At 44.6% G+C, this 21,550-nt stretch carries 24 protein-coding genes; 19 read left to right on the forward strand and 5 right to left on the reverse strand.

What is annotated here, in order from left to right:
• Nucleotides 1-21: 21 nt before the first annotated feature.
• The 3 genes from QZ169_RS05410 to QZ169_RS05420 form a co-directional block, all read right to left on the reverse strand.
• Nucleotides 22-1,017: a PTS sugar transporter subunit IIB gene (locus tag QZ169_RS05410; RefSeq protein WP_295505209.1), complete on the reverse strand. Its 996-nt coding sequence runs from the start codon at nt 1,015-1,017 to the stop codon at nt 22-24.
• Nucleotides 1,018-1,498: 481 nt separating this feature from the next.
• Nucleotides 1,499-2,518: an alcohol dehydrogenase AdhP gene (adhP, locus tag QZ169_RS05415; RefSeq protein ID WP_295505210.1), complete on the reverse strand. Its 1,020-nt coding sequence runs from the start codon at nt 2,516-2,518 to the stop codon at nt 1,499-1,501.
• A gap of 216 nt (nt 2,519-2,734) precedes the next feature.
• Nucleotides 2,735-3,547, reverse strand: coding sequence for a Cof-type HAD-IIB family hydrolase (locus tag QZ169_RS05420; protein ID WP_002901352.1), 813 nt, complete (start codon nt 3,545-3,547; stop codon nt 2,735-2,737).
• Between the two features lie 96 nt (nt 3,548-3,643).
• Between QZ169_RS05420 and QZ169_RS05425 the strand changes: the two genes are divergently transcribed.
• The 5 genes from QZ169_RS05425 to QZ169_RS05445 all read left to right on the forward strand — a co-directional run bounded on the left by QZ169_RS05425 (nt 3,644) and on the right by QZ169_RS05445 (nt 8,181).
• Complete coding sequence (locus QZ169_RS05425) at nt 3,644-4,273, forward strand: DUF1361 domain-containing protein (RefSeq protein WP_295505211.1); 630 nt, start codon at nt 3,644-3,646, stop codon at nt 4,271-4,273.
• Between the two features lie 146 nt (nt 4,274-4,419).
• Complete coding sequence (locus tag QZ169_RS05430; RefSeq protein WP_295505212.1) at nt 4,420-5,841, forward strand: NCS2 family permease; 1,422 nt, start codon at nt 4,420-4,422, stop codon at nt 5,839-5,841.
• Between the two features lie 139 nt (nt 5,842-5,980).
• Nucleotides 5,981-6,421, forward strand: a complete 441-nt coding sequence (tsaE, locus tag QZ169_RS05435; protein ID WP_295505213.1) for a tRNA (adenosine(37)-N6)-threonylcarbamoyltransferase complex ATPase subunit type 1 TsaE — start codon at nt 5,981-5,983, stop codon at nt 6,419-6,421.
• Nucleotides 6,414-6,935, forward strand: a complete 522-nt coding sequence (locus QZ169_RS05440; RefSeq protein WP_295505214.1) for a GNAT family N-acetyltransferase — start codon at nt 6,414-6,416, stop codon at nt 6,933-6,935. The genes tsaE and QZ169_RS05440 overlap by 8 nt, the downstream gene beginning before the upstream one ends.
• Before the next feature lie 7 nt (nt 6,936-6,942).
• Nucleotides 6,943-8,181, forward strand: a complete 1,239-nt coding sequence (locus tag QZ169_RS05445; RefSeq protein ID WP_295505215.1) for a biofilm formation/cell division transcriptional regulator BrpA — start codon at nt 6,943-6,945, stop codon at nt 8,179-8,181.
• 121 nt (nt 8,182-8,302) lie between these two features.
• Here QZ169_RS05445 and QZ169_RS05450 read toward each other — a convergent pair whose 3' ends face one another.
• Both QZ169_RS05450 and QZ169_RS05455 read right to left on the reverse strand, forming a co-directional pair.
• Entirely contained in the window at nt 8,303-8,590 is a 288-nt protein-coding gene (locus tag QZ169_RS05450; protein WP_295505216.1) for a hypothetical protein, read from the reverse strand.
• 9 nt (nt 8,591-8,599) lie between these two features.
• The gene (locus QZ169_RS05455; RefSeq protein WP_002893566.1) at nt 8,600-9,010 is read right to left on the reverse strand and encodes an HIT family protein; all 411 of its coding nucleotides are present in this window, start codon (nt 9,008-9,010) and stop codon (nt 8,600-8,602) included.
• 68 nt (nt 9,011-9,078) lie between these two features.
• On the opposite strand from QZ169_RS05455, the gene QZ169_RS05460 reads away from it, so the two are divergent.
• From QZ169_RS05460 to QZ169_RS05525, 14 genes are all read left to right on the forward strand, one after another.
• On the forward strand, nt 9,079-9,810 hold the full coding sequence (locus QZ169_RS05460; RefSeq protein ID WP_295505217.1) for an ABC transporter ATP-binding protein: 732 nt from the start codon (nt 9,079-9,081) through the stop codon (nt 9,808-9,810).
• Nucleotides 9,807-10,853 carry an ABC transporter permease gene (locus QZ169_RS05465; RefSeq protein ID WP_295505218.1) on the forward strand — a complete coding sequence of 349 codons (1,047 nt, stop codon included), beginning with the start codon at nt 9,807-9,809 and terminating at the stop codon, nt 10,851-10,853. Before QZ169_RS05460 ends, QZ169_RS05465 begins: the two co-directional genes overlap by 4 nt.
• A 50-nt stretch (nt 10,854-10,903) precedes the next feature.
• A complete protein-coding gene (gene ccrZ, locus QZ169_RS05470) occupies nt 10,904-11,698 on the forward strand; it encodes a cell cycle regulator CcrZ (RefSeq protein WP_002893562.1) in 795 nt (264 codons plus the stop codon).
• A complete protein-coding gene (gene trmB, locus QZ169_RS05475; protein WP_295505219.1) occupies nt 11,695-12,333 on the forward strand; it encodes a tRNA (guanosine(46)-N7)-methyltransferase TrmB in 639 nt (212 codons plus the stop codon). Before ccrZ ends, trmB begins: the two co-directional genes overlap by 4 nt.
• 199 nt (nt 12,334-12,532) lie before the next feature.
• A complete protein-coding gene (gene rimP, locus QZ169_RS05480) occupies nt 12,533-13,021 on the forward strand; it encodes a ribosome maturation factor RimP (protein ID WP_295505237.1) in 489 nt (162 codons plus the stop codon).
• A gap of 59 nt (nt 13,022-13,080) precedes the next feature.
• The gene (gene nusA, locus QZ169_RS05485; RefSeq protein WP_295505239.1) at nt 13,081-14,337 is read left to right on the forward strand and encodes a transcription termination factor NusA; all 1,257 of its coding nucleotides are present in this window, start codon (nt 13,081-13,083) and stop codon (nt 14,335-14,337) included.
• Between the two features lie 10 nt (nt 14,338-14,347).
• Entirely contained in the window at nt 14,348-14,644 is a 297-nt protein-coding gene (locus QZ169_RS05490) for an RNase P modulator RnpM (RefSeq protein ID WP_002893558.1), read from the forward strand.
• On the forward strand, nt 14,637-14,933 hold the full coding sequence (locus QZ169_RS05495) for a YlxQ-related RNA-binding protein (protein ID WP_223324148.1): 297 nt from the start codon (nt 14,637-14,639) through the stop codon (nt 14,931-14,933). The genes QZ169_RS05490 and QZ169_RS05495 overlap by 8 nt, the downstream gene beginning before the upstream one ends.
• 19 nt (nt 14,934-14,952) lie before the next feature.
• A complete protein-coding gene (gene infB / locus QZ169_RS05500; RefSeq protein WP_295505220.1) occupies nt 14,953-17,745 on the forward strand; it encodes a translation initiation factor IF-2 in 2,793 nt (930 codons plus the stop codon).
• Nucleotides 17,746-17,921: 176 nt separating this feature from the next.
• Complete coding sequence (rbfA, locus tag QZ169_RS05505) at nt 17,922-18,272, forward strand: 30S ribosome-binding factor RbfA (protein WP_295505222.1); 351 nt, start codon at nt 17,922-17,924, stop codon at nt 18,270-18,272.
• A 240-nt stretch (nt 18,273-18,512) separates the two neighbouring features.
• Nucleotides 18,513-19,664 carry an N-acetylglucosamine-6-phosphate deacetylase gene (gene nagA, locus QZ169_RS05510; RefSeq protein WP_032909878.1) on the forward strand — a complete coding sequence of 384 codons (1,152 nt, stop codon included), beginning with the start codon at nt 18,513-18,515 and terminating at the stop codon, nt 19,662-19,664.
• Between the two features lie 157 nt (nt 19,665-19,821).
• Nucleotides 19,822-20,016, forward strand: coding sequence for a hypothetical protein (locus tag QZ169_RS05515; protein WP_002896920.1), 195 nt, complete (start codon nt 19,822-19,824; stop codon nt 20,014-20,016).
• A 76-nt stretch (nt 20,017-20,092) separates the two neighbouring features.
• Nucleotides 20,093-20,938, forward strand: a complete 846-nt coding sequence (locus QZ169_RS05520; RefSeq protein WP_295505224.1) for an aldo/keto reductase — start codon at nt 20,093-20,095, stop codon at nt 20,936-20,938.
• On the forward strand, nt 20,939-21,391 hold the full coding sequence (locus QZ169_RS05525) for a GNAT family N-acetyltransferase (RefSeq protein ID WP_295505226.1): 453 nt from the start codon (nt 20,939-20,941) through the stop codon (nt 21,389-21,391).
• The last annotated feature ends 159 nt before the right edge of the window (nt 21,392-21,550 follow it).

A 21,550-nucleotide genomic window follows, 5' to 3' on the forward strand; every position in this document is an offset into this window, starting at 1 on the left:
ATAAAAGCAAAACGTTTGATTCTACTGCACGTTGGCTTTCTTAATCAAATCAAACAAATCTTTTTTAGAGTCATTTGGTACTTTACGTACGTCGAATTCAACGCCAAGGTCACGCAGCTTTTCATAAGTAGCAACGTCTTCCTTGTCCATTGAAAGTACGTTGTTGACCATCGTTTTACCAGTTGAGTGAGCCATGGAACCAACATTAAGGGTCTTGATTGGCACACCGCCTTCAACAGCACGAAGGGCGTCTTGAGGAGTTTCAAACAGAATCAAGGCATGTGTGTTGCCAAAGCGAGGGTCTTTTGAAACAGCAATCAATTTGTCGATTGGGACTACATTGGCTTTGACATTACCTGGTGCAGCTTGCTTAATCAATTCTTTACGAAGTTCATCTTGAGCTACTGAGTCAGAAGCAACGATAATACGATCTGCTTTTGAATCTGGCGTCCAAGCTGTTGCTACCTGACCGTGCAGCAAGCGTGTGTCGATTCGGGCAAGGTTGATTTTGAGCTTGCCGTCACCGATTACAGTCCCTTCAGGGATTGCTGCTTGGGCAACTGGAGCAGCTGCAGCAGGAGCATTTGCTTCTTCAGCAACAGGATTCAGCTCTTCAGGCAGAGCTTTGACTCCTTCCTTGGCTTCTTTGATGATGTTAGCAACAACAGCTTCAACGCCGGCGTTGGCATCCATCATCCTTTCTGTATAAGCTTGAATCAGCATAGGCAGGTTCAAGCCTGTAATGATAGCGAACTTGCGGTCTGGATTTTCACCCATGACACGGCTAGCTTGGTTGAATGGAGAGCCACTCCAAAGGTCAGCCAAGACCAACACTTCATCGTCCACATCAAACGAAGCCACAGCATCATTGAACTTTGCATAGAGATCATCTGGTCCTTCGTTGGGCATGAAAGTTACAACTTGTACTTTTTCCTGCTCACCGAAAATCATAGAACCTGATTGATGAATACCAGCAGCAAATTCACCGTGGCTAGCAATAATGATTCCGATACTCATTATTGACATTCCTCCTTATAAAATGTTTGACTTAAGTTTTAAGAAAACTTTAAGGCAAGTTTATTATAAAACGTTTTCATGAAAAATGCAAGCGTTTGTTCCTAAAAACGACTTTTTCTTTCAAAAATGTCAGTATTTGCTGAAAACCTGATAAATATAGGTACAAGCAAACCTTAGCTATAGAAATGTTTTAATAAATTAGGAAAATAGAAAATATAATAGATTAATATATGAAAAATATTGAAATAATATGAAAGAGATTTTTGAAATGACAGAAGAGACTTTTGAAATGACAGAAGAGAATTTTGTTTGAGAAAGTGTTTATTTATCAAAAAAGAAAGAGGAGGACCAAAGACAGAAAATCGCATCTTATGTCTTTAGTCTCCCTCTATAATGGCAAAAGTTTCTAAATAATATCAAGCCTGTCTATCATAAGTTTCCAAAAGTTTGGTAAATGTTGGGATTAACATGTTTTAAAGGATTAGTGTGTGAAGTCAAGTACCATACGTCCCTGAATGGTACCCGCTTCCATTTCATCAAAGACATCCACTGCATCTGAAACAGGGCGTTTTTGAACGACAGGAACCACCAATCCTTCAGCACCAAACTGGAAGGCTTCTTCCAAGTCCTTGCGAGTACCAACTAGGGAACCGATGACTTGGATGCCATCTAAAACGGTTTTGACAATACTGAGGTCCATCATTTCAGATGGCAATCCAACGGCAACTACCCGACCGCCAGCACGAACAGAATCAACAGCTTGGTTGAAGGCAACTTTAGAAACAGCTGTTACTACTGCAGAATGCGCACCGCCAGTTTTTTCTTGGATAAGAGCAGCAACATCTTCAACTTCATGGCCGTTGATGACGATATCAGCACCAACTTCTTTGGCCAAAGCTAGTTTATCATTGTTGATATCAACAGCGACAACATGGGCATTAAAGACTTTCTTGGCGTATTGAACCGCTAGGTTACCCAAACCACCTGCTCCAAAAATAACTGTCCATTGGCCTGGCTGCAGCTGGGCTTCTTTGATTGCCTTGTAGGTAGTTACGCCGGCACAGGTGATAGAAGAAGCTTGGGCAGGATCTAGTCCTTCTGGAACTTTGACTGCATAATCAGCTGTTACGATACATTGCTCTGCCATCCCACCATCAACAGAATAACCAGCATTTTTTACTGTACGGCAAAGGGTTTCGCGGCCAGTTGTACAGTATTCACAAGCGCCGCAGCCTTCAAAGAACCAAGCGACACTGACGCGGTCTCCGACTGTGAGACTTTTTACATCTGGAGCGATTTCTTTGACAATACCGATACCTTCATTCCCAAGAACGCGACCCGGTACCTTGCCAAAGTCACCATGTGCGACGTGCAAATCAGTATGGCAGACACCACAGTATTCGATATCAACGAGAGCTTCCCCTGTTTCAAGAGGAAGCATTTCTTTATTTTCGATGAGTTGGACATTGGTTCCCTCTGGATTTACAACAACTGCTTTCATAAGTAGTTTCCTCCTGTTATTTAGTTTTTGATTATGTTAATTACATCACAAAATCAAACAAATGGCAAACGCTTACAAATCTAAGCGTGGATTCACTCTAATATTCTGACATAGCTGATAAGCTCCTATTTTTAAAGCTTTTTGCAACTAACGGAGTTTGAGAGAAGAAAAAATAAAAGACAAACTCTCAAACAGAGTTTGCCTAATTGTCTACTTTTATAAAAAAAGTTTGTTGAGCTCGTGGGCAACGCCATCTTGGTCATTGGTCAAAGATAATTGCTGGTCAGCGTATGGAAGAAGGTCAGTATTCGCATTTTTCATGGCATAGCCAGTGCCAGCAAAGGAAAGCATCTCAGTATCATTTTGCTCATCACCAAAGGCAATCAGATTTTTGCGATCTACATTGAGAACATTAAGCAGGTACTGAAGGGCAAAGGCCTTATTGACACCTTTGGGAGCGCACTCGAGGATGTTGAGTGGTCCGCCCCAAGAGTTGATGGAAAGTTCATGCTGGTAAAAAGCATTCATTTCCTCTGCCAGAGCATATTTGTCAGCTGCTCGTGTCTGTAGGAGAATGGCGTTAGGATTCTCCGTTACCAGATTAGCTTGAAACTGGTTTTCTGGTTTGAAAGCATCGATGCCAAAGAGCTTGGGATCAGCAATTTCCTCGTTTGGATTGGTGATATAGAATTTATTGCGGTATTCGCCAGCAATGAAATCTGCTTCAATCTCATCCCTGCGCTTAACCATATCCAGCAGAAAGGACTTATCCAGCGTCAGCGATTTTTCAAAGTCCCATTTCTTTTCTGGAATGTGAGTCAAAGAGCCATTGAAGTTGATCATGGGCGTATTGAGCTCTAATTCTTTATAATATTTCAAAGCCATGCGGTAGGGCCGGCCTGTTGTGATAATGACCTTGTGGCCCTTTTGGGAAATTTTTTTGATGGTTTCTTTGGTGAAGTCAGACAGATTACTATTCGAATCCAGCAAGGTTCCGTCCAAGTCCACAGCGATTACTTTTTTTGTCATGTGAGTCTCTTTTCAGTGATAATACAGACTATTATAACAGAATTCAGTGTAAATAACACGACATATGTTATAATGGTGCTCTAATCAGTCACAATTATGACACACCAAGGAGGAGCTTTTCGCATGCGTAAACCAATCATGATTCATGCTCTTTTTCTGATGATTGCCTTTTTTATCTATATCCAATCTCTAAATGGCGGTCCGACCTACCTCATCTGGAATATGACCTTGGCCTTAATCAGCTATGATGCAGCTGTCTTGACACTTTTATTCAAGAAGCAGAAGTGGGTGTATCCTCTTCTTTTTCTGCTGTGGTTGCTTTTCTTCCCCAACACTTTCTATATGATTACTGATTTGATTCATATGACTTGGGTGACAGATGTTCTGAGTAAGCCAAGTGTTTTCATGCTCTTTTTAGCTTTTGTTTCCAGTATTTTATTCGGGATTTTCTGTGGTATGGAGAGTTGGTATGTCATCAAGGAAGGCTGGAAGCTTAACTGGTATTTGGACTTGTTGTTGACGGCAGCTCTGTCGGCTGTGTCCAGTCTGGCTATCTACATAGGACGTTATGATCGTCTCAATAGCTGGGATTTATTGCTTCATCCTCAGCTGGTTCTACAGAAGCTCTTGCAAACTTTGCAGCCTGATCGTCTGCCTTTCATTCTTGGATTTGCCTTTTTGCAGTTTATGAGCTTGGTATTTCTGATGAGAGATAATAAAAAATAAGAAAAGCGAGACATTCATCTTGAAAAAGTGAATGTTTTTTATTATAATTTAATTCATCGTTCGCAAATAAACGGAATTCAATCTGTTTTTCTTTGTTTTTTGAACTAGATATTAGAAATTTTACTCAAAAGGAGATTTGTTGAAAAATGGATAAATTTTTCAAACTGACCGAAAAAGGGACAGATGTCCGGACAGAGGTTTTGGCTGGTCTGACGACTTTCTTTGCTATGTCCTACATTTTATTTGTCAATCCGGCTATGCTGGCTCAGACAGGTATGCCCAAACAGGGTGTTTTCCTAGCTACGATTATCGGGGCTGTTGCAGGTACCTTGATGATGGCTTTCTTTGCCAACTTGCCTTATGCGCAGGCACCGGGCATGGGGTTGAATGCCTTTTTCACTTTTACGGTCGTCTTTGCCTTGGGCTACACTTGGCAGGAAGCCTTGGCTATGGTCTTTATCTGCGGGATTATTTCGCTCATTATCACTCTGACCAAGGTGCGTAAGATGATCATCGAGTCAATTCCAGGCTCCTTGCGAGCAGCTATTTCAGCTGGGATCGGGGTCTTTCTGGCTTATGTAGGTATTAAAAATGCTGGCTTGCTCAAGTTTTCAATCGATCCAGGAAATTATACAGTAGCTGGCAAGGGAGCAGATAAGGCTGCAGCGGCTATTACGGCTAATTCGGCAGCAACTCCAGGTCTGGTAGACTTTAACAATCCAGCGGTCTTAGTAGCCCTGGTTGGTCTCGCCATCACAATCTTCTTTATCGTGAAAAATATCAAGGGTGGTGTTATCCTATCCATCCTAGTAACGACTGTGGTAGCTATTCTGGTTGGCTTGGTTGATTTGTCAGCTATTGACTTTGGGCAGAATAACATTGGCACTGCTGTTAGTGAACTGGGGCAGATTTTTGGGGTGGCAGTAGGTCCGAAAGGTCTGGGTGCCCTTTTAGCAGATTCGGCTCGCTGGCCTCAGACATTTATGGCTATTCTGGCTTTCTCCTTGACAGATATTTTTGATACCATTGGTACCTTGATTGGTACAGGTGAAAAGGTCGGTATTGTGGCGACTTCTGGGGAAAACCATGAATCAGAAGGCTTGGATAAGGCCCTTTACTCGGACCTCATCGGAACCTCTATTGGCGCCATTGCTGGAACCTCTAACGTGACGACTTATGTGGAGTCTGCAGCTGGTATCGGAGCTGGCGGCCGAACAGGTCTGACAGCCTTGGTCGTAGCCATCTGTTTTGCGGTGTCAAGTTTCTTTAGCCCTCTTTTAGCCATTGTTCCCAACGCTGCAACTGCACCGATTTTGATTATTGTTGGGATTATGATGCTGGCTAGTCTGAAAAATATCCATTGGGATGATATGGCGGAGGCCATTCCAGCTTTCTTTACTTCTATTTTTATGGGATTTGCCTATTCTATCACTCACGGGATAGCAGCTGGATTTATCACTTACACCTTGGTCAAAATCTTCAAAGGTCAAACCAAGGATGTGCATTCTATGATTTGGATTTTGGATCTTCTATTTATTTTGAATTTCGTAAATCTGGCTTTAAATTAGGTCTAAACATTGCTGTATTTCCTTGATTTTAGTACCCTTTGTATAGGATATGTTTTTGGCATAAAAAATCAGCTTTCGATAGCTGATTTTTCTTTTGCAAAATTAAGCAGAAAAAATTTTTTTCTGGTATAATAAGAGAATGTTTAGTCATAATGAGGAAGAATTAATCCAGTGGGGTCAGCGCCTGGGCATATTGCTCCAGGCAGGGGACGTACTGGTTTTAACGGGAGATTTAGGAGCAGGAAAGACAACCTTTACTAAGGGGCTGGCTCTAGGTTTGGGCATTAGTCAGATGATTAAAAGTCCAACCTATACCATTGTTCGGGAATACGAGGGTCGCTTGCCACTCTATCATCTGGATGTCTATCGTATTGGAAACGATTCAGACTCCATAGATTTGGATGACTTTCTCTTCGGAGAGGGTGTGACAGTCATTGAATGGGGAGAGCTGTTAGGAGAAAATCTGCCTGAAGACTATTTAAAATTAAACCTCTTGAAAATGGAAGATGGGCGTGAATTGGTTTTTGAAGCCAAAGGAAAGCGAGCCCAAGAGCTGCTTGAGGGATTGCAGAATGACTGAATATGAATTATGCTTGCGTGAAGCAGAAAAAACAGATGCTGCTAATCTGATTGCCTTCCTCAATCAGGTCGGGTCTGAGTCAGATTATATGACGCTGGATGAAGCTGGAATTTTGATGAATCAAGAGGAGATGGCTTCATTCATTGAGCATCAGGCTGCTTCTAGTAATCAGCTTTATCTGTTGGCGCTTTTAAATGGTGAGATTGCTGGCCTAGTCAGCATCACAGCTGATTTCCATGAGCGAATTCGCCATATTGGTCAAGTCTTTGTTGTAGTGAAGAAAGCTTTCTGGAATCAAGGACTGGGACGCATATTGCTGGAAGAGGCACTGACTTGGGCAGAAGATTCTCAAGTTATTAGACGTTTGGAATTGAGCGTTCAGGTTAGAAATGAACGAGCAGTTCACCTTTATAAAGGTTTAGGATTTGAAATTGAAGGCTTACAAAAAAGAGGAGCCTATTTAAAAGAAGGGATATTTCTTGATGTTTACCTGATGGGTAAACTGATAGACTAAAAAAGATATGTTTAAAAAGATTATAATGATGTTTCTCAGCCTCCTTGTCGTAACGACAGCTGGTATCGGTACTTATGCTTGGACAATCTATGGTCAGTCAACAGATGAGCTGTCCAAGACTTATAAGGGCTTGGGAAATGAGACAGATGTCATTTCTGCGACTAAGCCCATGACCATTTTGCTGATGGGTGTAGATACAGGGAGCGGATCCCGCGAGGATACTTGGGTCGGGAACAGCGATACCATGATTCTCCTGAGTGTCAATCCCAAGACCAAGAAAACGGTCATGATGAGTTTGGAACGTGATATTCTGACTCAGATTGATGAGAACGGTCAGACAGTTGAAGCCAAGCTGAATGCAGCCTATGCGACAGGCGGAGCAGAGTTAGCCATTTCGACTATTGAGGGCTTGATGAATATCCACATCGACCGCTATGTGATGATCAATATGCAGGGCTTGGTTCAGTTAGTAGACGCAGTAGGTGGTATTGAGGTCAATAATACCTTTGACTTCCCAATTTCTATTGAGGATAATGAGCCTGAGTATACTGCTAAGGTTGAGCCTGGCAAGCAAACTATCAATGGTGATCAGGCGCTGGTCTATGCTCGCATGCGCTATCAGGATCCAGAGGGTGACTATGGCCGCCAGAAGCGTCAACGTGAAGTAATTAAGAAAGTGGTTGAAAAAGTTCTCAGTCTCAACAGTGTCAGCCATTATCAGGCTATTTTAAAAGCTGTCAGCAGCAATATGCAGACCAATATCGCACTTGATTCAAAAAGCATTCCACAACTGCTAGGCTATCAGGATGCCTTTAAGAACATCAAGTCCGAGCAGCTGCGTGGAGAAGATGCGACCTTGCCCGACGGTGGTAGCTATCAGCTGGTGACGTCAGAGCATTTGCTGAGCATGCAGAATCTAATCCGCAAGTCTCTGGGCTTGGACACAGTTAAGAGTCTGAAGACCAATGCTATTCTCTATGAAGATATTATGGGCGGCAACAGTCTAAGAAGCAGCAATAGCAGCAGTGCGTCTAGCAGTACAGAAAACAATAGTAACTACGAGACTCCTTATAGTCAGCCAACTTATAATAATGGTTATGAGAATTACTCTTATCCGTCGACAGATACAACAGTTGGAACTACGAATACGACTCCGGTTGCTCCAGCAGCTTCCTCTGCTCCAGCGGCAGATGTCAGTGTCAGCACCCCGCAAAGTCAGCCAGTAGTCAATGCGGCTACAGAGTAAAAAAGTTAAATATAAAAAGAGGCCGGGACAAAATGTCTCGGTCTCTTTTGGTAATGACAAGAAGTTCTTGACGCGGTGCCGGATTTGAGTTTTTGTTTCCCTATCATCCATCTTTTCTCTATTAAGACTCGTACTTTTCCCAAATCTCTTTGACTTGCTGGATCTGTACCTGAGCTTGATTTTCAAGGACTTTATATTTATAAGTAAGATCTTGAGCCATGTCTTTGACTTGCTCTTTTTGCTCTTGAATGATGGCAATATTTCGTTGGATATTGGCTAGACTGTCCTTTACTTTGTCTAGACTATCTGTTGTTTCAATGATTTCTTCTTGAATTTTTTGACGGTTTTTAACTAGCTTGTAGCTGGCTGCTGCGGCACCAATAAATAGGAAAATATTTGAAAGTTTCATATTCCCTCCTTAAGCTTGCGCAATCTTCTCAGCTAATTCGGCCAGAGCTGGGAAGTCTGGTTCGTGGGCTGCGAAAGTAATTTTGAGATCATCTGCATCACTGTAGCGTGGTGCCAAATGCACATGGGTATGAAAGACAGTCTGTCCAGCAATTTCTTCGTTGTTGTTGATGATATTCATACCAGCTGCGCCTGTGGCTTTCATGACCTTTCGAGCAATGTCTGGTACGCGAGCGAAGAGCTGACTGGTGCTGTCGGCATCCATATCCAGCACATTTCGGAAATGCTCTTTAGGGACAACCAAGGTATGACCTGGTGTTACCTGGGAAATATCCAGAAAAGCAAGGACTTTCTCGTCTTCATAGACTTTAGAAGAAGGGATTTCTCCGGCAATAATTTTACAAAAAATACAATCAGCCATAAATGGTACCTCTATTCGCTAGATTTTGTTATAATATAAGAACCATTATACCAGAATTCGGAGAAAATATGTTAGAAATCAAAGAGCTTACGGGCGGCTATGTTAATATCCCGGTTTTAAAGGATGTCAGCTTTGAAGTGGGCAATGGCCAGCTGGTTGGTCTGATTGGTCTCAACGGTGCGGGCAAGTCCACGACTATCAATGAGATTATCGGTCTTCTGACGCCTTATAAGGGGCAGATTCAGATTGATGGACTGGAGCTGCGGACCAATCCCAGCGATTACCGCAAGAAGATCGGTTTTATTCCGGAAACGCCTAGTCTCTACGAAGAATTGACCCTGCGCGAGCACATTGAGACGGTAGCTATGGCATACGACATTGAGCAGGAGACGGCTTTTAAGCGCGTGGATAAGCTACTGGAAATGTTCCGACTCAAGGAAAAATTAGATTGGTTCCCTGTTCACTTTTCAAAAGGGATGAAGCAAAAAGTGATGATTATCTGTGCTTTTGTAGTTGATCCCAGCCTTTTTATCGTAGATGAGCCTTTTCTAGGTCTGGATCCGGTAGCTATTGCAGACCTTATCCAGCTCTTGGATGAGGAAAAGAAGAAGGGCAAGTCCATTCTGATGAGCACCCATGTTCTTGACTCTGCCGAGAAGATGTGCGATAGTTTTGTAATCTTGCACAAGGGTCAAGTACGGGCCAAGGGCAGCTTGACTGAGTTGCGGGCTCAATTTCAAATGCCGGATGCTAGTCTGAATGACATCTATCTAGCCCTGACAGAAGAGGCAGTGCTATGAAAGAATTATTTGCCAAACGAAAGCAGGATTTTCGTCAGCAGTGCCTGAAGTACCTGCGTTATGTTTTTAATGATCATTTCGTGCTCTTTCTTCTGATTTTTATGGGATTTTTAGGTGTTCAGTACAGTCAGCTTTTGCGGCATTTTCCGACCAATCACCTCCCCATTATTGCTAGTCTGGTTATTCTATCGGCCTTTATCTTGCCTTTTGGACGGATTGCGACCTATCTGGAAAAGCCGGATGCTCTCTTTCTCTTGGTCAGAGAAGCAGAGGTCAGGGATTTTATCAAAGGCCAAATTCTGCGTTCTTATCTCTTATTCGCAATCATACAAACTGGGATATTGCTGCTGTTGGCTCCGCTTTTTCTGGCTCTGGGATTGCCTGTTTGGGGCTTCGGGCTCTACTGTCTCCTTATGCTAGTCTTGAAATGGTTTTTGTTTCAGGCTAAGGCCAAGAAGTTCTTTGCTGAAAATGGCCTAGATTGGCAGGCTCTGGTAGCTTATGAAGCAGCCCGAAAGCAGACGATTCTGCGATTTTTTGCTCTCTTTACCAATGTTAAAGGCATTTCAAACAGTGTCAAGCGCCGGACTTATCTGGATGGTTTGACGAGGCTTGTGGGCAAGCAGCATAGCAAGACCTGGCAGAATCTCTTTTTGCGCTCTTACTTGCGAAATGGAGACTTCTTTGCTCTGACCTTAAGACTGCTCTTTTTGGCTCTTTTGGCCTTGGTTTTTGTCAGTCAAGCTTGGATTGCTGCAGCTTTTGCGGTCTTGTTCAATTACCTCTTACTCTTCCAGCTGACGGCCCTGTATGAAGCTTTTGACTATCAGTTTTTGACCCAGCTTTTTCCGATAGAAATTGGGGAAAAGCTGAAAGGAGCAAGACAAATTATCACATCTATTGGCAGCAGTGTTCTCTTGACTGAAGTACTGACTGCTCTGCTCTTTTTCCAAGACAAGACAGCAGTGCTGGCCATGCTGGGAGCAACTGCCCTGCTCTATCTGTTCTATCTGCCGTTTAAGTTACGGAGATTGGTTGACTAAAAGAGGTAAAACTAGTAAAATGATAAAGAAACTTTTTACGGAGGGGAAACATGGACTTGGTTGATAACGAGCTGACCCTGACACCGATAGCTGGTAAGAGCGGAAAGGCCTATATGGGGACTTATCCGGACGGGGGGCGCGTTTTCGTCAAGATGAATACAACCCCTATCTTAGCAGGCTTAGCTCGAGAACAAATCGCACCGCAGCTTTTGTGGAGCCGCCGGATGCCGGACGGCAACGTTATGAGCGGGCAGGAGTGGCTTTCAGGCACTATTCTGACCCCAAATGATATGTCCAAAAAGCAGGTAATCAATATTTTGACACGGCTGCATCGCTCGCGCCCATTGATGACGCAGCTGACCAAGCTGGGCTATACACTGGAAACGCCAACTGATTTGCTGAATGCTTGGCTCAATCAAGTGCCGCTTGCTTTGAGGAATAATCAATATCTGCAATCAGTTATCCGCGACCTGCGCCAGACAGTACCAGCCTTTCGTGAGGACTACGCGACCATCGTTCACGGAGATGTGCGCCACAGCAACTGGGTAGAGACCGACAGCGGGCTTATTTACCTGGTGGATTGGGATTCTGTGCGCCTGACAGACAGGATGATGGATGTAGCACATATTTTGAGCCATTATGTGCCTGATTCAGGTTGGCAAGAGTGGCTGAGCGCTTATGGCTATAAATACAATCAGACTGTTTTCAATAAGCTATACTGGTTTGGTCAGTATTCTTATCTGATGCAGATTGCCAAATACTATGAAAATAATGATTTAGAAAATGTGAACCGGGAGATTTACGCATTACGAAACTTCCGTTCCAAATACGGAAGAGGACAATGAGAGTAAGGAATCGTAAGGGAGCGACGGAACTGCTAGAGGCACATCCCCAGTATGTGATTTTGAATCCGGCAGACGCCAAGGGCAGATGGCAGGAGATTTTTGGCAACGACCATCCCATTCATGTAGAGGTTGGCAGTGGCAAAGGAGCTTTTGTGTCCGGTATGGCCAAGGCCAATCCGGATATCAACTACATCGGGATTGATATTCAAAAATCGGTTCTCAGCTATGCCTTGGACAAGGTGCTAGCAACGGATGTGCCCAATATCAAGCTTCTCTGGGTGGACGGTTCGGATCTGACTGATTATTTTGAAGAGGACGAGATTGATCGCCTTTATCTGAACTTCTCAGATCCTTGGCCCAAGAAACGCCATGAAAAGCGCCGTCTGACTTATCAGTCCTTTCTGGCGACCTATCAGCAGATTCTGCCAGAAAATGGAGAAATCCACTTCAAAACGGACAACCGCGGTCTTTTTGAGTATAGCCTAGTAAGCTTTTCACAGTATGGTATGAAGTTAAAGGGCGTGTGGTTGGATTTGCATGCCAGCGACTTCGAGGATAATGTCCTGACTGAGTATGAGCAGAAATTTGCTAACAAGGGACAAGTCATCTACCGCGTGGAAGCAGCGTTTGAATAAGAAAGAGTCTTCGAGGAAATACTCCTTGAAGACTTTATTATTGGGAAAGAATTTTGCTTAAAAATAAGAGTGTTTTAAGTGGAATTCGGTCTTTAAAAGCTTGCACAGCATATTTCCCTTGCATTCTGGGACTTGTCGTGCTATAATACTAGTAATGAATAAGGAAAGAGAGGCGAGGAAGTATCTTCGCCTCTTATCTGTGAGGAGGTGTCGTCATATCGCAACGATTGTTGAATTGGTGAGGGAGGTTATTGAGCCAGCCATTTTGGCCCCCTATGAATTAGTTGATATTGAGTACGGAAAGATGGGCGGGGACTACGTTCTCAGTGTCTTTGTAGATAAGCCTGAAGGTATTACGGTCAATGATACAGCGGATTTGACGGATATTATCAGTCCGCTCTTGGATCAAATCAAGCCAGATCCTTTCCCGGAACAGTATTTTCTGGAAGTGACCAGTCCAGGCTTGGAGCGCCCGCTCAAGACCAAGGAACAGCTAGTCGATGCAGTCGGCAGTTATATCCATGTCAGTCTCTATAAGGCTGTTGACAAGCAGAAAGTCTTTGAAGGCACCTTGCTAAGCTTTGAAGAGGATGTTCTGCACATGGAATATCTGGACAAGACTCGCAGAAAAGAAGTCGAAATTCCCTACAGTCTGGTTTCCAAAGCCAGATTAGCCGTTAAGTTTTAGCCGCAGAAGCAATATAGAAAAGAAAGGAACACTTTTGTTTCGGCAAAAGTCACATGAAAATGAGTAAAGAAATGCTAGAGGCCTTCCGCATTTTGGAAGAAGACAAAGGAATCAAGAAAGAAGATATCATTGACGCGGTGACCGAGTCACTTCGCTCTGCCTATCGTCGTCGCTATGGTCAGGCAGACAGCGCAGCCATTGAGTTTGACGAAAAGTCAGGTGATTTCCGTGTCTATACTGTTCGCGAAGTTGTGGACGAGGTCTTTGACAGCCGTTTGGAAATCAGTCTCAAAGATGCCTTGGCTATCAGTTCAGCCTATGAGTTGGGAGATAAGATCAAATTTGAAGAAGCGCCAGCTGAATTTGGCCGCGTAGCTGCTCAGTCTGCCAAGCAAACCATTATGGAGAAGATGCGCAAGCAAACTCGCGCTATCACTTACAATACCTACAAAGAACATGAAAATGAAATCATGAGCGGGACGGTGGAGCGCTTTGACAATCGCTTTATCTATGTCAATCTTGGCAGCATTGAAGCGCAGCTATCGAAACAAGATCAGATTCCTGGTGAGGTCTTTGCCTCTCATGACCGCATCGAAGTCTTTGTCTACAAAGTAGAAGACAATCCTCGCGGTGTCAATGTCTTTGTCAGCCGCAGCCATCCAGAAATGATCAAGCGCTTGATGGAGCAGGAAATCCCTGAAGTTTATGACGGAACTGTAGAAATCATGAGCGTGTCACGGGAAGCGGGCGATCGGACCAAGGTAGCTGTTCGCAGTCACAACCCTAATGTGGATGCCATTGGTACAATCGTCGGACGCGGTGGAGCCAATATTAAGAAAATTACTAGCAAGTTCCATCCTGCCAAATACGATCCCAAGAGCGGCCGTATGGTACCGACTGAAGAAAATATCGACGTCATCGAGTGGGTAGCAGATCCAGCTGAATTTATCTACAACGCTATTGCTCCTGCAGAGGTTGACCAAGTTATCTTTAACGAAGAAGATAACAAGCGGGCCTTGGTTGTGGTACCAGACAGCAAACTCTCTCTGGCTATTGGCCGTCGCGGACAGAACGTTCGCTTGGCAGCTCATTTGACAGGCTTTAGAATTGATATCAAGTCTGCCACTGAGTTTGAAGAAATGGAAGCAGCCAATGAACTGGGCGGATTTGCTCAGGAAGCAGAAGAAATTCTTGCGGATGCAGCTGTTCTAGAGACAGAAGTTTCAGGAGCAGCAGCAACAGACTTTGACGCAGTAGCAGAGGAAACTGTACTAGAAACAGCTGGTTTAGAAAGCGAAGCTGAAGAACTAGACTAAGGGGGATGGAATGGCAAAAACAAGAAAAATCCCTTTAAGAAAATCAGTGGTATCCAACGAAGTGATTGACAAGCGTGATTTGTTGCGGATTGTCAAGAACAAGGAAGGTCAAGTCTTTATCGATCCGACAGGAAAGGCCAACGGCCGTGGAGCTTATATCAAGCTGGATAATCAGGAAGCTCTTCAAGCCAAGAAGAAGCGGGTCTTTAACCGCAGCTTCAGTATGGAAGTGGATGAGGCTTTCTATGATGAGTTAATCGCTTATGTCGATCATAAGGTCAAAAGAAGAGAGTTAGGTCTTGAATAAAGAGAAACTTGCAAATATGCTGGGACTGGCTCAGCGGGCCGGCCGCATCATTTCTGGTGAAGAGCTGACCATCAAGGCTATCCAGGAAGGAAAAGCAGAACTGGTCTTTTTAGCCCAGGATGCAGCTCCTAATCTCAGCAAGAAAATCACTGATAAAAGTCGTTACTACCAAGTAGAAGTATCAACCGTGTTTTCAACACTGGAATTAAGCTCTGCCATTGGCAAGGCCAGAAAAGTGCTCGCCGTGACAGATGCTGGTTTTACAAAGAAAATGAGGTCTCTTATGTAATAGAAGAGGAGGACAAGATTTGTCTAAAGTAAGATTGTATGAAATCGCCAAAGAACTGGGAAAAGAAAGCAAGGAGGTAGTGGCTCGTGCTAAGGAGCTGGGATTCGATGTCAAAAGTCATTCATCCAGCGTAGAAGCTGACGCTAGTGAGCGAATCAAGTCCAGCTTTACGAAAGCAGCCGCACCCCAAGCTCCTGCAGAAAAGCCTGCAGCTGCTCAGCCATCACCGCAAAAAACTCCTGCCAAAGAGGCGGCGCCAGTCAAGGCAGAACAGCCAGAAGCAAAAGCTGCTGCTAAGCCAGAAGCGAAAGCAGAAACAGCGGCGCCAGTCAAGCGCCCGCAAAGCCGGAACTTTAAGGCAGAACGTGAAGCGAGAGCCAAGGAAGAGGCAGAACGTCGTAAGCAGCAAGGCAACCACAAACCACAAAATAAAGAGCAAGGCAAGCGTGAGGACCGCGATAATCGAAATAAGAATCGCGGAAACCGCAACGACCGAGATAGGGGCAATCGTCCAAATGACCGTCGCGATAATCGTGGTCAAGATGGCCGCCGCAATGGTCAGAATCATCAAGGATTTAACGGTCAAAACCGCCAACAGCCTCAAGGGCCGAAGATTGACTTTAAGGCTCGGGCCGCAGCTTTGAAAGCAGAGCAGAATGCAGAATACGCTCGCTCCAGCGAGGAACGCTTTAAGCAAGCACAAGAAGCTAAAGAAGTTATGGAACGGCAAAACCGCCGCAAGGAGCAGCCTAAGGCAGAAGCAAGTGCACCAGTTCAGCCTGCACCAGCTCCATCTGCACCAGCAGCGAATCCAAGCCCAGCGCCAGCCGCTGTGGATACGCGTCGGAAGAAGCAAGCTCGACCAGATAAGAAGCGCGATGATTTTGATCGCGAAGAAGAAGGTCCAAGAAAACAACAAAAGAATCGAAGCAGTCAAAATCAAGTGAGAAATCAAAGAAATAGTAATTGGAATAAAAACAAGAAAAATAAAAAAGGAAAGGGCAACAATAATCAGGCACCAAAACCTGTTACAGAACGGAAGTTCCATGAGTTGCCAACTGAATTTGAATATACAGACGGAATGACCGTTGCAGAAATCGCAAAACGGATCAAGCGCGAGCCAGCTGAAATTGTTAAGAAGCTCTTTATGATGGGTGTTATGGCAACGCAAAACCAATCTCTTGACGGCGATACTATTGAGCTCCTTATGGTGGACTACGGTATCGAAGCTAAGAAGAAGGTGGAAGTTGACACAGCTGACATTGAGCGCTTCTTCGTAGAAGAAGGTTATATCAACCAAGATGCCTTGGTAGAGCGTCCGCCAGTTGTAACCATCATGGGACACGTTGACCATGGTAAAACAACCCTCTTGGATACCTTGCGTAACTCTCGCGTAGCTACAGGTGAAGCAGGTGGTATTACTCAGCACATCGGTGCTTACCAGATCGAGGAAAGCGGCAAGAAGATTACTTTCTTGGATACGCCTGGACACGCGGCCTTTACTTCTATGCGGGCCCGTGGTGCCTCTGTTACGGATATCACTATCCTGGTCGTAGCGGCTGATGACGGTGTTATGCCGCAAACGATTGAAGCTATCAACCATTCCAAAGCCGCTGATGTCCCAATCATCGTAGCCATCAACAAGATCGATAAGCCAGGAGCGAATCCTGAGCGCGTGATTGGTGAATTGGCTGAGCACGGTGTCATGTCAACAGCTTGGGGCGGAGATTCTGAATTTGTTGAAATCTCAGCGAAATTCAATCAAAATATCGATAGCTTGCTGGAAACAGTCCTCTTGGTAGCAGAAATCCAAGAACTCAAGGCAGATCCGACTGTTCGAGCGATTGGTACAGTTATCGAAGCCCGTTTGGATAAAGGAAAAGGTGCAGTTGCAACCTTGCTTGTTCAGCAGGGAACTCTGAATGTGCAGGATCCAATCGTTGTTGGAAATACCTTCGGTCGGGTTCGGGCTATGACCAACGACTTGGGCCGCCGTGTTAAGGTGGCAGGACCATCTACACCGGTTTCTATTACTGGTCTCAATGAAACTCCGATGGCTGGTGACCACTTTGCGGTCTATGAAGATGAAAAAGCTGCGCGTGCAGCCGGTGAAGAACGTGCCAAACGTGCCCTTCTTAAGCAGCGTCAAGCTACTCATCGCGTCAGTCTGGAAAATCTCTTTGATACCCTCAAAGCTGGTGAAGTTAAGTCTGTTAATGTTATCATCAAGGCTGATGTGCAAGGATCCGTAGAAGCCCTGTCTGCTTCCCTGCAAAAGATTGAAGTGGAAGGCGTTAAGATTACCATCGTCCACTCAGCAGTTGGTGCTATCAATGAATCTGACGTAACACTGGCAGAAGCCTCAAATGCCTTCATCATCGGATTTAACGTTCGTCCTACATCTCAAGCTCGCCAACAGGCAGAAGCTGATGATGTCGAAATCCGTCTCCACAGCATTATCTACAAGGTTATTGAGGAAATGGAAGATGCCATGAAGGGAATGCTGGATCCAGAATACGAAGAAAAAATCATCGGGGAAGCTCTTATCCGCGAGACCTTCAAGGTTTCCAAGGTTGGTACTATCGGTGGATTTATGGTTATCAATGGTAAAGTGACCCGTGATTCCAAGGTTCGTGTTATCCGTGACGGCGTCGTGATTTACGATGGTGAGCTTGCCAGCCTCAAGCACTTCAAGGATGATGTTAAGGAAGTTACTAACGGCCGCGAAGGTGGACTCATGATTGATGGCTACAATGACATCCAAGTAGATGACACGATTGAAGCCTACATCATGGAAGAAATTAAGAAATAAAATAAGAAGTCCGTTAAAAACTCGCAGTGAAATCATTTTTGGTGGAAGTCTATATTTTTAGTATCACATCTTTTTTCACAAAGAGTTTAGAAGAAATTTCATTCATTAAAACTAAAATATAAGCTAGGCCTAGCCTAGCTTATATTGCAGAAGAGAAAAATTAGAAAGGAAATCTCATGGCAAACAATTTTCGTACAGACCGTGTCGGCATGGAAATCAAGCGCGAAGTCAATGAAATCTTGCAGAAGAAAGTTCGTGACCCGCGGGTGCAGGGAGTAACCATTACCGATGTCCAAATGCTGGGCGACCTATCTATGGCCAAGGTCTACTACACGATTATGAGCAATCTAGCCTCTGATAATCAAAAAGCTCAGACCGGTCTGGAAAAAGCGACCGGTACCATCAAGCGGGAGCTGGGCCACAATCTGAAGATGTACAAGATTCCAGATTTGACCTTTGTCAAGGACGAATCCATCGAGTATGGCAATAAAATCGACCGGATGCTGCGCGATTTAGAGAAAAAGTAAAATAGAAACTCAGCTATCATGGCTGGGTTTTCTTGTTTTTTAATTTAATATAACAATTTTTCATAAAAATAGGTATATACCATTTACAAATAAAAAAGAAAGAGTTATAATATAGTCAAGAAAACTCAGAGATTCAAAAGCGGGAGTTAGAAAGTAGCTATAGAAAGATGCTAGCTCTATCACAGACTTCCGCTTTGAATGGCAGAGAATACAGAAGTCAAGAAAAAGGGAGGCAGTCTTATGCCTACATATATCAAAGCAGATCAATTTTTCTATCCTCAGGGAATTCGTCAGGGCGGTTATTTAGAGCTGATTGACGGCAAGTTTGGCAAGCTGGTGCAGTCTGTTCCGCAGGATGCAGAAGTAATAGACTACAGTGGCTACTCGATTGCACCAGGTCTAGTGGACACTCATATTCACGGCTTTGGCGGTGTTGATGTGATGGACAATAACATCGAAGGAACTCTTCATACCATGAGTGAGGGTCTCTTGACTACCGGTGTGACCAGCTTTTTACCAACAACCCTGACTTCATCCTATGAGCGGCTCTTAGCGGTTACTGAAAATATCGGTGCTCGCTATCAAGAAGCTAGCGGAGCCAAGATTCGCGGTCTCTATTTTGAAGGGCCTTATTTCACCGAAAAGTATAAAGGCGCTCAAAATCCTGCCTATATGAAAGATCCTAGCATGGATGAGTTTCGTGCTTGGCAAAAGGCCGCAAATGGCTTGCTCAATAAGATAGCTCTCGCGCCAGAGCGTGATGGTGTGGAGGAATTTGTCCGCACGCTGACTGATGAAGGCGTGACTGTTGCTCTGGGGCATTCTAACGCAACCTATGATGAAGCCAAAACTGCGGTCGAAGCAGGTGCCAGTGTCTGGGTGCATGCATATAATGGTATGCGGGGCTTGACCCACCGGGAGCTGGGCATGGTTGGTGCCATGTACGAGCTGCCTCACACTTATGCGGAGCTGATTTGTGACGGACACCATGTGGATCCTAAGGCCTGTGACATCTTGCTTAAGCAGAAGGGACATGAAAATATTGCTCTCATTACCGACTGTATGACAGCTGGAGGTCTTGAAGATGGTGACTACATGCTGGGAGAATTTCCAGTGGTTGTGGCGGAAGGAACAGCTCGACTCAAGTCAACGGGCAATCTAGCTGGCTCTATCCTCAAGCTCAAGGACGGGTTGAAAAATGTGGTCAAATGGGGCATTGCCAATCCTCATCAGGCGGTTATGATGGCTAGCCTGATTCCAGCAAAATCCGTCCATATTGATGATGTCTGCGGACAGATCAAGGAAGGCTACGACGCTGACTTTATCGTTTTAGATAAAGATTTAGAGCTGGTAGCTACTTATCTTGATGGTCAAGAACGATTCCATGTATGAGAACCGCAGGTATTGAAATTAGTCTCCTTATATTTTTCAGAAAGAGCAGGGAAACCTGTTCTTTTTGATTGGCAAGCTACTTGATAGCCTTCTCCTAGATTTGAATTGCTTTCTTAGGCGTGATATAATGAAACTATAATGTAAACAGGAGTAAGCTATGAAACGAATTGATGCGAAATTTTTGATAATGGGACTTGTTTTACTGTTGGCGGGACTGATGTTTGGACGAATCTTAATCCTTGTCGCAGGAGTAGCTTTCATTATCTATAGCTTTTTCAGTAAAGGGATGGAGCCGACCAAGGAAAATATCTTCAAACCCAAACCAATACTGAAGAAAAAGGAAAAGAAGTGAGCAGTTTTGCTCTTGTGATCACTGTAGCAGCTACCTTGCTGAAGGCAGTAGATGGAACTTATAAAGGAGACGTGAGATGAGAGAATATCTTTTGAACAATGGTGTAGGCATTCCGGTGCTGGGCTTCGGTACTTGGAAGGCTCAGGATGGCGAAGAAGCCTATCAAGCAACATTAGCCGCTCTCAAGGCAGGCTATCAGCACATTGATACGGCAGCTATCTATAAGAACGAAGAGAGTGTCGGACGGGCAATCAAGGACAGCGGCATCCCGCGGGAGGAGCTCTTCATCACGACCAAGCTTTGGAATGACATTCATACTTATGAGGAGGCTCAAGAGGCCTTTGCGGCCTCAATGGAGCGGTTGGGACTGGACTATCTAGACCTCTACCTCATCCACTGGCCGAATCCCAAACCCCTAAGGGAAAACGATGCTTGGAAAAAGCGCAATACCGAAGTCTGGCGTGCCATGGAAGATCTTTATAATCTTGGCAAGATTCGAGCGATTGGCGTCAGCAATTTCCTGCCTCATCACTTAGAAGCCTTGCTTGAAACAGCACGTATGACTCCTGCTGTCAATCAAATCCGCCTGGCTCCAGGTGTCTATCAGACAGAGGCGGTGAACTTCTGCCGTGAGCATGAGATTTTACTGGAAGCTTGGGGACCATTTGGTCAAGGAGAGCTCTTCCAAAATCCAGCCGTACAGGCTGTGGCAGACAAGTATGGCAAGACCATTGCACAAGTCGCGCTAGCTTGGAGCTTGCAGGAAGGCTTCCTGCCCCTGCCTAAGTCGGTCACTCCGAGCCGGATTGCCAGCAATCTGGACTGCTTTGACATCGAGCTAGACGCTGCTGACTTGGAAGTGCTCAAAAATGTCAGCGGTTTGACCGGTGGCGCTCCAAATCCGGATGGGATGGATTTTTAGATGCAAATCCGATTCTATCGAAGTTCAGATAGAGAAGCCTTGCAGTCTTACCATTTAACCGACTTGAGATTTACCAATCATCCTAGCCAGGTTGTCGCTGATTTAGAAAATCGCTATGCCATCTTGGGTCTTGAAGAACATCAAATCGTAACCTTTCTGATCTTGGATGCTGGGGAAGAGAAGTTTACTTATGGCGGTCAGCCAGAGAGCCTGCTCCTTCGTAGCTTTTCAACGGATGAAGACTTTCGGATGCGAGGGTACGGTAGTCAGACGCTGAAGCTCTTGCCTGATTTCATAAGAGAATATTTGCCTATGTATAAAAGCATTGTCCTAGGCGTCAATGAGAGAAATCAAGTCGCTTCCTACCTCTACCGAGAGACTGGTTTTAGCAAACAGCCCCAGCGGATATTAGGACCAGCTGGCTGGCAGGAAGTATATGAATTAAAAATATAAAGCTATCCCCAGTTTGAAAAGAGCTGGGGATTTTTATCTCTACCACCAGAAGAAACTATAAAACAAGGTGCTGCTCTGCTATAATAAGAGGTGTAAAATGAGACCAATATCCAACGAAATACTAAGATAGGGGAATTAGATGAAGAAGACCCAAGAATT

The sequence above is a fragment of the uncultured Streptococcus sp. genome (assembly GCF_905372115.1).
Taxonomy (GTDB): domain Bacteria; phylum Bacillota; class Bacilli; order Lactobacillales; family Streptococcaceae; genus Streptococcus.